A 14,262-nucleotide genomic window follows, 5' to 3' on the forward strand; every position below is an offset into this window, starting at 1 on the left:
ATGATAAAAGGAATTATATATAACTTCTGGTACTGTAAAAAGTATCAGATTTTAGTTTTATTAAGGGGTCAGATATTATGTTAGAATTAACGCCTAATTTAAATATGAATAGTAAAAAGGCATTATATGTGCAATTGTATGAGTATATAAAAAAAGAAATTAAAGATGGATCGATTGTCCCTTTTACGAAATTACCAGCTAAGCGAAAGTTAGCGATACATTTACAAGTAAGTAAAAATACAGTAGAGGCAGCGTACGAACAATTACTTGCAGAAGGTTATATTGAGCCGATATCGAGAAAAGGTTATTTTGTATGCAAGATTGAGCAAATGGTTCATGTAGAGGATAGCGGAGAGAGAATAGAAGAAGTACCGTTTCAGGAGAAGAGTTATAAATTTGACTTTACACAAACAGGAATTGATACAAATGCTTTTCCATTCAATATGTATCGGAAAATTGTAAATGAAGTATGGCAGCCGCATAATAACGAACTTCTCTTTCTAGGACACCCTCAAGGGGAAGCGAGCTTAAGAGAAGAGATTACGAATTATTTGTATGAATCTAGAGGTGTGCGTTGTTCAGCTAGTCAAATTGTATTAGGAGCGGGAACACAAATATTAGTGAAACTATTGTTTCAATTGTTAAAGGGAAGCAATTATGCAGTTGAAAACCCAGGGTATCATAGGAAGATGGTTGTTTTTGAACAGGGAGAAGCAAGAGTCCAAATGTTATCTTTAGATAGAGATGGAATTTGTATTGCAGATTTAGAAAATAGCAATGCGAATGTTGTATTTGTTACACCTTCCCATCAGTTTCCAAATGGAATGATTATGCCTATTACGAGAAGGATGCAGCTTTTACAATGGGCAAAGAAAGAAGAGGGCAGGTATATTATTGAAGATGATTATGATAGTGAATTTCGCTATTCTGGAAAGCCTATACCGGCGCTGCAAGGATTAGATACAGAGGGGAAAGTTATTTATATGGGGACGCTATCTAAAGCATTATTGCCATCGCTACGGATGAGCTATATGGTGTTGCCGAAGAAATTAATTAAAAAGTATCAACAGCAATATTTATTTTATACACAAAGTGTTTCAAGAATGGACCAAGAAGTGATTAGAAGATTTTTAAATGAAGGCTATTGGGAAAAACATATTCATAAAATGCGTGTCGTCTACCGAAAGAAGAGAGATCGACTTGTTTTTGAAATAGAGAAGTATTTCTCTAATCGTGTTGAAGTGATAGGAGAAGATTCGGGATTACACATTTTATTAAAAGTGCATAATGGAATGCGGGAAGAAGAATTAATTCAAGAAGCTGCGAAATATAGTATCAAAATATATCCTGTGTCTACGTACTATAAAGATGGTACGGCGCCTGAGAATGTAGTTTTGCTTGGGTTTGCGATATCATCAGAGGAAGAAATTGCGAAAGCGATTCAATTATTACACAAGGCATGGTTTACAAGAAAGTAAAAAACATCCTCCAAACATGAGGATGTTTTTTATTATTTATTTTCATCTAAGAATAAGACCATATGCTCTTCGTCCCAATATTGTCCGTTATATTTTAATGAACGTTCTTGTACACCGAATGTTTTAAAACCTAATGACTCATAAAGTTTTTTTGCTCCATCGTTGCCAACAACAACATCAAGCATAACTTGTTCTACTTCTAAAGATTTAGCAAGTTCAAGACATTCTTTAATAAGTGCTTTTCCTGCTCCAAGTCCGCGTGCTTTTGGAGAAACATATACAGAACCGATTTTAGCTTTATGTTCTTGTTTTACATATGGTTTCGTTTCCAGTGTTGCAACCCCGATTAATTTCCCATCTTTAAATGCACCTAGCGTATAGTTTTCATCTTGTGCTAATTTTTGTGCTTTATATTCAATCGCACACTCTTTATTAATAATATCTTCATAAGAAGAGCTGAATGCTTCAGGGTTTTGCTTTAATCCTTCTACGCGAAGTTCTAAGTAAATTTCTGCTTCGTCTTTTGTTAATACATGGATATCCAATTATATCACCCTCCAAATCTTTGACAAATGTATCTTTATTTTATATTGAAATAAGAATAATTTCAAAAGCTTAGCTTATATAAGCTGTTTTTATGAACAAAATAACACCAGTAGTGTTTACTACTACTGGTGTTTTCACACGCATATTATTCAAAAGGTATATCGATTATAAAGTTTGTTCCCGCTCCTAATTGGCTTGTTACTAGAATAGAACCGTTATGCAATTCTACAATTTCTTTTGCAACAGCTAGCCCGATACCTTTTCCGCCTGTAGCTCGTGTTCTGGATTTATCAACACGATAAAAACGGTCAAAAATATGCGGGATATCTTGTTCAGGAATACCTTCACCTTCATCTTGTACACTTATTGTAAAAGAATCTGTTTCCATGAGTACACGTATCGTAATGGATGTGTTTTCTGGCGAATGTTGATAAGCGTTGTGTAATAAATTTAACATAACTTGTTCCATACGTCTTTCGTCTATGCAAACTTCTAAATCATCTTTGCAATATACATGAAGTTGCATTTGCTTATTTGTTAATGTTGTTTTTGTTTTTTCTACCATTCGTTCTAAAAATGGCTGAAGAAGCACTTTTTGTTTTTTTATAACAAATTGGTGTTGTTCTAATTGTACAAGCATAAATAAATCTTGGACGAGATCGGTTACACTATCCGTTTCATCCTCAATGATTTGTAAGTATTCTTCTCGCTCCTCTTTTGTTAAAGAGTCTCTCTTTGCTACCTTCGCATAACCTTTCATATAGGTCAATGGAGTTAATAGTTCATGAGCGACACTAGCGAGAAATTCATTGCGCTCTTTTTTCATATACGTAAGTTCACTCGATAAATCTTCAATTGTTTTTGCTAAACTTCCGAGTTCATCATTTCGCTTAATACCTAATTGAATTGGCTTGTTTAATTTTGACATTTTTTCTGTCGCTCTCTTCATTTTTACAAGTGGTTCTGTAATAACGCGTGAAAAAACAAAGACAGAAATTGTTGTTAAAATAATTGTTAAAACGCTAATGATAAGAAATTGGTTCATGAGTTTAAGTAACATATTTTCTAGGAAAGATGTTTTTAATAACATATATAGCTTTCCTTGAAACTTTGTTGTGTTAAGTGGGCTTACTGTTGTGATGAACTTTGATTTTTTCCAGTTCCTTTCAACGACCAACCCGCCGTCTGGGACAGTTTCTGTTTTACAAGTAAGTTGTTTTTGCATATCTTTTGTTACGGGTTCTGAGGTGGAAATAATTTTGCCGTTATGGTCAGTAATAATGATAGCTATATCGGAGTTAGAAATTGATTCCGATTCAACTAAGTGTGCAGCCTCATTCGTAATATCGAACTCAGGGTACACAGGACGTTTAGGATTTTTATTATGTTCAGCGTGTTTCATTTCTTTATAATATTCATCCCGTCTCTCGCGGCTTTTAATTTTTTTACTATAGCGATTACCTTTCTCTAAAAGAGCATCTGTTTCCTCTTCAATACGTATTTTTGAAAGGCTTTTATAAAAAGATACGAAAGCAATTGTTTCAATACATAAAGCTAATATTAAAAAGTATGTCCCAATTTTAAGGGAAAGTTTACTCATTTTTTCACCATACCTTATCCATAATAAAGAGTCAGTGGTATACGATTTCCCACTGACCGAAGTAATTATTCACTTTTCCATTTATATCCGACTTTATAGACCGTTTCTAGGTAATCTTCAATCGGAAATCCTTTTTTGCGTAGTTTATCACGGATATTACGAATGTGTGAATCAATTGTTCTATATTCGATATCTGTTTCATAGCCCCAAATTTTTTCGATTAAATCATCTCGGCTATAAGCTCGGTTTGTATTTTGCAAAAATAGTCCGAGTAACGAAAATTCGATAGGAGTTAGCGAGATTTTTTCATCATAAACTGTGACAGTATGTTTCGTTTTATCCCACTCAATACCATTGAAACTAACAAAACCATCTTTTTTTGTACGGCGTAATATAGCCTCGATTCGTGCGACTAATACATGCTCATCAAATGGTTTTGTAATATAATCATCTGCGCCCATCGTGAGGCCTTTCACCATATCGTAGTTTTGGTTGCGAGCTGTTAACATAATGATAGGAACGTTGGAAATTTGACGGATTTGATAGCAAGTATCCCATCCATCCATACTTGGCATCATAACATCTAATAAAATAATATCGAATTCTTTTTGTTCGATTAAATTTAGTGCTTCAAGGCCAGAGGTAGCTTTCATGCAAAAATAGCCGCGAGGGCTTAAGAACAGATCTAATAATCGTAACATACGTTCTTCATCGTCTACTAATAAAATTTTTACCATAATCTTGTGCACCCCAAACTGTTCATTCTACTTATATAGTTTACATGAAAATAATAAAAAACTCTTTTTATGTGATTGAGTGGAAGAGTTATTTTTCGCTCAGAGTAATTGACATAAAAAATGCACTAGTTTTGCACAACTATTTTTTATAATAGAAAACGTAGCGACACAAAATACCCTATGTTGCGACATAACGTCATGTCATTTTATTTATAAAATGACAATTCCATTCTATTGTGTATGTGAGATAGAGAGGGTTTTCGTATTCACCTCGCATCGGATAAGAAAAATTTCCTATCTCACACTTTTTTTAAAAAGGAGATCATACACATGAATCCAAAAGAAGAAATTTCAAAAAAAGAAAAGCAAGATCGTAATACGGTTGTCATGTGCGTTGCCGTATCTATGGTTATTATTATAAGTTGCGTAAATAAAATTTTGGGGATTTTATAATATAAAAAAAGCTGATTGCTTCTTAAGAAGCAATCAGCTTTTTTCATTGTTAGGGGAGTATTTCTATTATGCCTTTCGAGAGGACTCCGTAAGTGAAGGTGGTGAGGTGAATCGAAAAAAATATTTTATTTTCAAAAAAATAAAGGGAACATACGTTCTTTTTTGCTATAATATCCTTAACAAGGGGGTGAATAAAATGACAAAGGAAAATCCATCAAACTATAAAACTCTTCAAATTTGGATTAAAAAAGGGCATCGTATGTATTCTTATTTTCAAGAATGTTGTCATAATGCTAAGAACATGTACAACACCACAAACTTTTATATACGTCAGGTGTACACTGGATTAACACAAGAAAAAGAGTTGCAGCCTTTGCAAAAAGAAGTTCTGGATAATATTCATAAAAATATTGGTAAAATGAATGACACACAACTTCTTGCCTATCAGAAGAAATTGGAAAAAGAGAATTTAAAGCCTAAAGAAGAACAGAAAGAGATTAAATGTAATTTGTTTTCAGAACCTAATTTTGAAAAACCTTATGTAGATTACAACTTTCTAGATGCACTATTTAAGGCTATGATTCAAAATGATTATCGAGCTTTGCCTACGCAATGTAGCCAGTCAATCATGAAATGTTTGTTCCAAAATTGGAAATCTTTTTTTGCTAGTTTAAAAGACTATAAAAAGAATCCAAACAAATATGCTGGAATGCCTAGGATTCCAAAGTATATTCGTTCTTCTGAAAAAGAGATTCTGTATACAAACCAAGATTGCATCATTAAAAACGGTAGATTTTTAAAGTTTCCAAAGACGAAATTGCAATTAAATATTGGGAAACTAGGTTTCACTGAAGGTAAACTGAAACAAGTTCGTGTGATTCCAAAATACAATGAATATGTAGTGGAATTGGTAATTGATGTTCCTTCTGAACAACAAATGATTGAAGAGAATGCTCGTTATATGAGTATTGATTTAGGGATTGATAACCTTGCAACCATCGTAACAAACACAGGTATGAAACCTGTCCTTGTTAAGGGCAAACATGTCAAAAGCATAAATCAATATTACAATAAAATGAGGAGTCATTTTACAAGTATTCTTAGAAATGGAAAACAAACTAATAAAGGACCTTTTACTTCTAAAAGGATAGAAAAACTTCATCAAAAACGTTACTTGAAAATAAAAGATGTCTTCCATAAAGTTAGTCACCACATCGTAAAACTAGCTCAAGAAGAAGAAGTTTGTAAAATCGTTATTGGTCAAAACAAAAGTTGGAAACAAGAAACGAATATGGGAAAAAGAAATAACCAATCGTTTTGTTATATCCCGCATAATTTACTGATTCAAATGATTACATACAAAGCAAATGCTGTAGGCATTCAAGTTGTTGTAACTGAAGAATCATATACATCGAAAGCAAGTTTTCTGGATAACGACTTCATTCCAACGTATGGAGAAAATGACCAAAATACAACTTTTTCAGGAAAACGAATAGAGCGCGGCATATATCGTTCAGCAAATAAAACTTTAATTAATGCAGATGTAAATGCTGCGGCTAACATTTTACGAAAAGTAATCCCAAATGCATGGACAAATGGGATAGAGGGGTTAGGCGTGAAACAGCTCGCTAATGTGTTAACTCCCCTGACGTTAATCATCCGTTAGGTCGAAACGTTAGAAACCCCCACTTCAAGCTTTGCTAAGTGGGGGAGTGTTCATATGATAAACCAAGGTAAAATTGCTAATCCAGAAGTTACAATTGCTGTAGTAAATATTAAAAGCATAGCTCGTTTGTTTTGTTTCATGTCACATTCTCCTCTACATATCAAGTACATGCGATCAGCGTGGGATGTAGTTCCCCACTGAGTAAAGTTTCACTTTATATTTTTAGTATAATGAATGGAAAGGTTTGGTACGATCGATAAAGGTGACATGAAGATTACATTGTTGTAATGAAAAAGCATCTTTCTTATTAAGAAAGATGCTTTTGGAAAACTCCCCCACTGAGTAAAGTTTCACCTTATATTGAAGTATTAATCATTTAAGAACAGAACCATATGTTCCTCGTCCCAATATTGACCGTTATGTTTTAATGAACGCTCTTGTACGCCGTAAGTTTGGAAACCTAATGACTCATATAATTTTTTTGCTGCATCGTTACCAACTACAACATCGAGCATAAGTTGTTCTACATGTAATTTATCGGCATTTTCAATAATTGCTTTAATTAGAGCTCGTCCTGCTCCGAGACCACGTGCTTTTGGAGAAACAAAAACGGAGCCAATTTTTGCTTTATGTTCTTGTTTAATAAATGGTTTTGTTTCTAAAGTAGCGATACCAATTAAATCATTATCTTTGAAGACACCTAGAGTATACTTATCCGGATTGCTTAATCGTTTAGCCATAGCAGCCACAGGATTTTCATGTTTAAGAACATCTTCATAAGAAGAGCTAAAAGCTTCCGGATTCTTCGTTAAACCTTCCATACAAACTTTTAAATATATTTCTGCGTCCTCTGTTGTTAATAAGCGAATTTCCATAGTTGTAACCTCCCTGGTGGATTTCAAATAAATCCATTACTTTTATAAGATTGAGTATATGTTTTGTTAGTATTCTCTTTTAATTTGTAAAAGAATGAAAAGATATATGCTACAATGTTTTGTTTTAATTATGTAATGAAATTATATATTAACTTTGTTAACTATTCAAGTGTTTAATATGTTACATTTTTATAACTAAAATAACTCCTCGATTGAGGAGTTATTTTTTAAACATTGGATTGATAGCCATCAATTCGTTTTGGATGTGTGTAAATATTACAAGATTCATTTCTAATAAACCCTACGACTGTAATGCCTAAATCATGGGCAAGTTGCAATGCCAGTTTTGTTGGAGCGGATTTAGATAGAACAATTTCACATCCGATTTTTGAAACTTTGAGTAAAATTTCGGATGAAATACGTCCGCTAAATGCGATGATTTTTCCTTTAATCGATATATCGTTACGCAAACAATGACCATATATTTTATCTAATGCATTATGTCTTCCAATATCCATTCTTGATAGGAGGATATTGTTTCGATCACATAGCGCGGTATTGTGAACACCACCAGTTTGGCGAAAGGTAGTGGAAGATTGTTGTAAAGTATTCATTAAGTAAAAGCATTCTTCAGGAGTAATTTTTACATGTATATCATGTAAGTCTTTTGCTTTTGCTGCGTCGTTTACGAAAATAAAACCTTGTCTACCTTTTCCGCAGCAAGAAGTGATGTATCGTTTATTATATAAAGTTTGATAGAGCGGATTCACTTTTGATGATTTTACATGGACAATTCCGTTATCTTTTTGAACCCATAGTTCTTCAACATCTTTATAGGAAGAAATAATCCCCTCAGAAATTAAAAAACCAATTACCATATCTTCAATATAATTTGGTGTGCATACGACTGTTACATATTCTTCACCATTCAACTTAATAGTAATAGGAGATTCTGTAACAATCTCATCAAGCTGTTTTGAAAATGTACCAGATTGATAGCGTACAATTGTATAAGTCTCTTGCGTAGGCCCCATATTAAATTCCCCTTTTATATGTATTTCTCTCCCACATTTATCATAAAACAATGGAAAAAATAAAAACACCTATTAACAAGAAGATCACAGATTATTTTGGTTATTATTGTATATGTACGATATAATAGAACTGTAGAATAGTGATAATTTCAAGCTTTCGTAGTTATACCTTATAACATCTAGAATCGACTTCATAAGAAAGTATTTGGGTAGAGCGTTTCAAAAATATGTACAGTAATGCGATTTTGAAAACGGATTCATAATTGTGTTGTACAGTTGGTTGTAAGGAGAGGGGAAACTATGGCAGAACAGACAGTCCGTGTAACCGTCGATGGTAAAGAATTTTCTGCATCAGGTGAAAAGACGATACTACAATTATTTAACGAGAGTAATTTGGAACATCCTCAAATTTGTCATGTACCAGAAGTAGATCCAATTCAAACTTGTGATACGTGTATTGTAGAAGTAAATGGGAAGTTAATGCGTGCTTGTTCAACGAAATTAGAGAATGGTATGCATATTGAAAGACAGTCCCAGCGTGCAAAAGAGGCACAGACTGAGGCAATGGATCGGATATTAGAGAATCATTTATTGTATTGTACTGTTTGTGATAACAATAATGGTAACTGTAAAGTCCACAATACAGTACATATGATGGGGATTGAGGAACAGAAATATCCGTATGAGCCGAAAGTAAGTGCGTGTGAAGTGGATATGTCACATCCATTTTATCGATATGATCCAAATCAATGTATTGCTTGTGGGCAGTGTGTAGAAGTATGTCAAAACTTACAAGTGAATGAAACTATATCGATTGATTGGAGCTTAGACCGTCCACGTGTTATATGGGACAATGGTGTAAGTATAAATGACTCATCTTGTGTAAGTTGTGGGCAGTGTGTAACAGTATGTCCATGTAATGCGTTAATGGAAAAAACAATGCTGGGTGAAGCTGGATTCATGACAGGATTGAAACCGGATGTGTTAGACCCGATGATTGATTTTGTAAAGGATGTAGAACCTGGATATAGTAGTATTTTAGCAGTTTCAGAAGTAGAGGCTGCGATGCGTAAGACGAAAGTGAATAAAACAAAAACAGTTTGTACATTTTGTGGTGTAGGTTGTTCATTTGAAGTATGGACGAAAGACCGCCACATTTTGAAAGTACAGCCTGTTTCAGATGCGCCGGTTAACGGTATTTCCACATGTGTAAAAGGCAAATTTGGATGGGATTTTGTAAATAGTGAAGATCGCATTACGAAGCCATTAATTCGCCAAGGAGATATGTTTGTTGAAGCTTCATGGGAAGAGGCTCTTGAAGTTGTTGCATCCAATATGCAGCATGTTAAATCAGAATATGGAAGTGATGCATTTGGATTTATTTCTTCTTCGAAAGTAACGAATGAAGAAAATTATCTTATGCAAAAACTAGCCCGTCAAATATATGGAACGAATAATGTAGACAACTGTTCCCGTTATTGTCAATCTCCAGCAACAGACGGTTTATTTAAAACTGTCGGTATGGGCGGGGACGCTGGAACAGTGAAAGATATTGCGGAAGCAGGCCTTGTCATTATCGTTGGAGCAAATCCAACAGAAGGACATCCTGTACTTGCAACGCGTGTAAAACGTGCACATAAATTACATGACCAAAAATTAATTGTGGCGGACCTTCGTAAACATGAAATGGCAGAGCGTGCTGATTTATTTATTCATCCTCGCCAAGGAACTGATTACGTATGGCTCGCTGGTATTACGAAATATATTATTGATCAAGATTGGCACGATAAAAAGTTCATAGCTGAAAATGTGAAGAATTTTGATGAATATAGCAAAATGGTAGAAAAGTATACGCTTGATTATACAGAAGAAATTACAGGGATTTCGAAAGAAAATCTGAAAGAAATGGCTCGTATGGTATATGAAGCAGATGGTACTTGTGTGCTTTGGGGAATGGGTGTAACGCAAAATACGGGAGGAAGTACAACTTCAGCAGCAATTTCAAATCTATTGCTTGTTACGGGTAACTATCGTCGTCCTGGTGCAGGAGCATACCCATTACGCGGACATAATAACGTACAAGGCGCTTGTGATATGGCAACATTACCAAACTGGCTTCCGGGTTACCAAGCGGTTTCAGATGATGCGCTCCGTGCGAAATTTGAAAAAGCATACGGTACTACAATTCCGAAAGCACCAGGCTTAAATAATATTGCAATGTTACTTGCGGCAGATGAAGGAAAACTGCGTGGTATGTATGTTATGGGTGAAGAAATGGCTTTAGTAGATTCGAATGCCAACCATGTACAACATATTTTAGCGAATTTAGATTTCCTTGTTGTTCAAGATATGTTCTTATCGAAAACAGCTCGTTTTGCTGATGTTATTTTACCGGCAGCACCAAGCTTAGAAAAAGAGGGAACATTTACGAATACAGAGCGCCGTATTCAAAGATTATATGAAGTATTGAAGCCGCTTGGTGATTCAAAACCAGACTGGTGGATTTTACAAAAAGTAGCTCGTGCACTTGGCGGGGACTGGAATTATGAAAGTCCAAGTGAAATCATGGATGAAATCGCATCGCTTGCACCTTTATATTCTCAGGCAACATACGATCGTTTAGAAGGATGGAATAGTTTATGTTGGGGTAGCCATGATGGTAGCGATACACCGCTATTATATGTGCATGGATTTAACTTCCCAGATAAACTAGCTCGTCTATCATTAGATGAATGGATACCACCAGTTGTAGCGCCAGATGAGTATGATTTACTTTTAAATAATGGACGTATGTTAGAACATTTCCACGAAGGAAATATGACGAATAAATCGGCTGGTATTTTATCTAAAGTATCTGAAGTGTTCGTTGAAATCTCGCCTGAACTTGCCCTAGAGCGCAATGTGAAAGATGGTGGCCTTGTAGAATTAGCATCACCATTTGGGAAAATTAAAGTACAGGCACTTGTTACAGATCGTGTAACGGGGAAAGAGCTATATTTACCGATGCATGCAACGGTAAATGAAGAGGCAATCAATATTTTAACTGGAACGGCGACAGATCTTTATACGTGTACACCAGCGTACAAACAAACGATGGTAAAGATGCGTGTACTACGTGAAAAAGGGAATCGTCCGTTACCATCTTCAAACCCGAGAGATAAAAAGCGTAATCCGCAAAACGGTGTTGAAATCGAGCAAAAATGGCAAAGAAAACAATACGTATCACTTGTGGACTAGGGGGCGGAGATAGTGGCGAAAGAAATTACTATAATTAAAAAGAAAGTTGTAACAGAGGAAGAACAGAAACAGCAATTAGCAGATGAACTTCTAAATGAGCTATCTAATAATCGTGAAGCAGTAGAAGAAACGATGCAGCTTTTAGCACAGTTGCAGAAGGCTGGTATATTAGATGCAGCGATTAGTTTACTTGCTGCGAAGGAAGATGTTTCAAAAATCGCTGTGGAGCAATTAAATCGTGAACCAGTTAAAAATGCACTCAACAATATGATGGGGGCAGGAGAAGCGTTATCTTCAGTTGACCCAGAAATAACGAAGCAAATTACGTCCAGTTTAGTTACAGGATTGCAATTTGCAACAGATGAATTAAATAGTGGTAAAAAAACAAAAGTGATGGATTTCTTTAAAGTATTAAAAGATCCAGATATCAATAGAGCTATTACATTCGGTTTTAGTTTCTTGAAAGCATTTGGACAAGGGCTAGAGAAAAAATAGAATAAATGAAAAAGTGATGGGAAGTAGCCATCACTTTTTTCATTATATGTATAAGAGTGTTCATGTTAAGCGGAATATATTATTATTAAAAAGATGGATTAGAACTGGAAATATGGAATCCATCTCAAATATCGTTTTAGAATGTGGAGGAATATATGCAACACCGTAAAAAACTATCTATACCAGGAGTAATAGGACATTCCTTTCAAACAGTTAAATTTGCTTTTTGGAATGTATTAACTTTTCAACTTGCTTATAAATTATTAGCAGCGATTGTGTTTGTTCCACTATTTGGAATCATTTTTAATAAGTTATTGTATTTTGGTGGTTATGCAAATGCGACAAATGATGAATTATTAGCGTTTTTAAAGACGCCTTATGGGATCTTAGCAATCGTAATTTTATCATTGTTAGCACTGTTTCTTATCTTTACAGAATTTGCGGTGCTTATTATTATTTCGTATTTCGCTCATAAAAGACAGAAGGTGAAATTACGTCCGATTTTATATAAAACGGTAACGTATTTACCTACTCTTTTCACATATTGCTTACCAGGATTTATTTTATATGCTGTCGTATTGTTGCCTCTTTTAAATATGGGATATGAAACGGCATTAATCCCACAAATTCAAATTCCTAACTTTATTACAGGAGAACTGTTTAAGACAACGATGGGACAAGTTGGTTATTACACGTTCTTTGCTGTAGTCGCGTATTTGAATCTTCGATGGATTTTCGTTCTACCTATTGTTGTTTTAGAGCAAAAACCATTTCGCGTGGCAGCACGTAAAAGTGCAACTTTAGTAAAGGAAAGCTTTTTTAAAGTACTATTCTTTTTAGTAGGGTTTTTTATTTCAATTGGAATTGTATATGTCGTGTTTTTAGGAATATATTTATTGTGTCTATGGGGTGTTTATGAATTTACAAACCCGAAAGGAACATTTGCATTATTAGCTGAATCAACGATTTCTGTATTTTTAACGAGCACATTGTATTTATTCAGCTTTATCGTGACGCCATTTTATATTATGGCGATTACGCGATTATACTTACAAAAGGTACCGGTTGAGGATGTTTTATTAGAAGAAGGATTAGATTATTCGAAAACGAAAGCAGATAAATGTTTCTTCCAAAAACATCGTTGGAAATTTATTGGCGTATATATTGTAGGGATTATTACTGCGGGAATGGTAGTTGCCTTCATTGTGACCTTTATTACAAACACATATAAAGAGCCAATTATTATGGCTCATCGTGGTTATATTTCAAAAGGTGTAGAGAATACGAAAGAAGCTGTGCAGGGAGCTATTGATGCGAAAGCAGATTATGCTGAAATTGATGTACTGCAAACGAAAGACGGTGAACTAGCAGTTATACATGATTTGAAGCTAAAACGTCTTGCCAATGCTAATGTTCATGTTTCGGATTTAACGATGGACGAGTTAAGACAGGTTACTCTTAGTCAAGATGGGTTTTCAGGACAAATAAGTACACTTGATGAAATCATTAAGCTGGCTAAGGGAAAAATCAAACTTAATATTGAAGTGAAGCTTCATGGTGGCGAAAAAGATTTTGTAAATAAAGTATTAAAAACGATTAAAGATAATGAATTTGAGAAGCAATGTGTTATTCAAACGTTACATTACCCGCTTATTAAAGAGTTTAAGCGTGCAAATTCAGATATAAAAGTCGGATATATACTGTATGCAAGTAGAGCCAACTTAAAGAATGTGAAGGCTGACTTTTACGTAGCAGAAGAATATATGTTAAATAAGAAGCTAGTAAAAGAAGCAAGGAAGTTAAACAAGCCAATTTACGTATGGACGGTAAATGATATGGAAAGTTTAAAGGGATATTATAAATTAAACGTAGATGGTATCATTACCGACTATCCTGAAGATGCACGTGAAACAATTAAGATGTTAAAAGAGCAAGAAGCGGAAGAAAGTGATCTGTTTGATAAAATTACTGAAACGACAGACGATTTATTTTCTAAGTTATTTATAAGTTACCCAGCTGCTAGCTAAATGCTAGCAGTTGTTTTTTTGTGAAAAGAATATATTTCTAAAGTATTGAGTAAAGTAATAACTGTATATGTATACGTTATCGCTTAGGTTTCTTACATTGTTACATTATTGTCA

11 protein-coding genes are annotated in these 14,262 nt (G+C 34.4%); 6 read left to right on the forward strand and 5 right to left on the reverse strand.

The annotated features are described in order from the left end of the window. Positions 1 to 77 precede the first annotated feature (77 nt). Entirely contained in the window at positions 78 to 1,478 is a 1,401-nt protein-coding gene (pdxR, locus tag AC0OM3_RS26980) for a MocR-like pyridoxine biosynthesis transcription factor PdxR (RefSeq protein WP_061883765.1), read from the forward strand. 32 nt (positions 1,479 to 1,510) lie between these two features. On the opposite strand, the gene AC0OM3_RS26985 is transcribed toward pdxR, so the two are convergent. The 3 genes from AC0OM3_RS26985 to AC0OM3_RS26995 all read right to left on the reverse strand — a co-directional run bounded on the left by AC0OM3_RS26985 (position 1,511) and on the right by AC0OM3_RS26995 (position 4,361). Beyond that, complete coding sequence (locus AC0OM3_RS26985; protein WP_000351212.1) at positions 1,511 to 2,023, reverse strand: GNAT family N-acetyltransferase; 513 nt, start codon at positions 2,021 to 2,023, stop codon at positions 1,511 to 1,513. Between the two features lie 146 nt (positions 2,024 to 2,169). Beyond that, entirely contained in the window at positions 2,170 to 3,624 is a 1,455-nt protein-coding gene (locus AC0OM3_RS26990; RefSeq protein WP_000041021.1) for a HAMP domain-containing sensor histidine kinase, read from the reverse strand. 65 nt (positions 3,625 to 3,689) lie between these two features. Then, positions 3,690 to 4,361 (reverse strand): response regulator transcription factor, encoded by a 672-nt coding sequence (locus tag AC0OM3_RS26995; RefSeq protein WP_000238960.1) that lies wholly within the window; start codon positions 4,359 to 4,361, stop codon positions 3,690 to 3,692. A gap of 330 nt (positions 4,362 to 4,691) precedes the next feature. Between AC0OM3_RS26995 and AC0OM3_RS27000 the strand changes: the two genes are divergently transcribed. Both AC0OM3_RS27000 and AC0OM3_RS27005 read left to right on the forward strand, forming a co-directional pair. Continuing rightward, a complete protein-coding gene (locus AC0OM3_RS27000) occupies positions 4,692 to 4,814 on the forward strand; it encodes a hypothetical protein (protein WP_001068392.1) in 123 nt (40 codons plus the stop codon). Between the two features lie 196 nt (positions 4,815 to 5,010). Continuing rightward, complete coding sequence (locus AC0OM3_RS27005) at positions 5,011 to 6,480, forward strand: RNA-guided endonuclease InsQ/TnpB family protein (RefSeq protein WP_000159717.1); 1,470 nt, start codon at positions 5,011 to 5,013, stop codon at positions 6,478 to 6,480. Positions 6,481 to 6,848: 368 nt separating this feature from the next. On the opposite strand, the gene AC0OM3_RS27010 is transcribed toward AC0OM3_RS27005, so the two are convergent. Both AC0OM3_RS27010 and fdhD read right to left on the reverse strand, forming a co-directional pair. After that, entirely contained in the window at positions 6,849 to 7,355 is a 507-nt protein-coding gene (locus tag AC0OM3_RS27010; RefSeq protein WP_000405883.1) for a GNAT family N-acetyltransferase, read from the reverse strand. A gap of 227 nt (positions 7,356 to 7,582) precedes the next feature. Beyond that, positions 7,583 to 8,389: a formate dehydrogenase accessory sulfurtransferase FdhD gene (gene fdhD, locus AC0OM3_RS27015; RefSeq protein WP_000529231.1), complete on the reverse strand. Its 807-nt coding sequence runs from the start codon at positions 8,387 to 8,389 to the stop codon at positions 7,583 to 7,585. A 300-nt stretch (positions 8,390 to 8,689) separates the two neighbouring features. Between fdhD and fdhF the strand changes: the two genes are divergently transcribed. The 3 genes from fdhF to AC0OM3_RS27030 all read left to right on the forward strand — a co-directional run bounded on the left by fdhF (position 8,690) and on the right by AC0OM3_RS27030 (position 14,148). Continuing rightward, positions 8,690 to 11,626 carry a formate dehydrogenase subunit alpha gene (fdhF, locus tag AC0OM3_RS27020; protein WP_474213264.1) on the forward strand — a complete coding sequence of 979 codons (2,937 nt, stop codon included), beginning with the start codon at positions 8,690 to 8,692 and terminating at the stop codon, positions 11,624 to 11,626. A 12-nt stretch (positions 11,627 to 11,638) separates the two neighbouring features. Next, positions 11,639 to 12,121: a helical membrane plugin domain-containing protein gene (locus tag AC0OM3_RS27025; protein WP_001040507.1), complete on the forward strand. Its 483-nt coding sequence runs from the start codon at positions 11,639 to 11,641 to the stop codon at positions 12,119 to 12,121. A 155-nt stretch (positions 12,122 to 12,276) separates the two neighbouring features. Next, positions 12,277 to 14,148 (forward strand): glycerophosphoryl diester phosphodiesterase membrane domain-containing protein, encoded by a 1,872-nt coding sequence (locus AC0OM3_RS27030; protein ID WP_474213265.1) that lies wholly within the window; start codon positions 12,277 to 12,279, stop codon positions 14,146 to 14,148. Positions 14,149 to 14,262 lie beyond the last annotated feature (114 nt).

The organism is Bacillus sp. FAU20 (assembly GCF_056033865.1).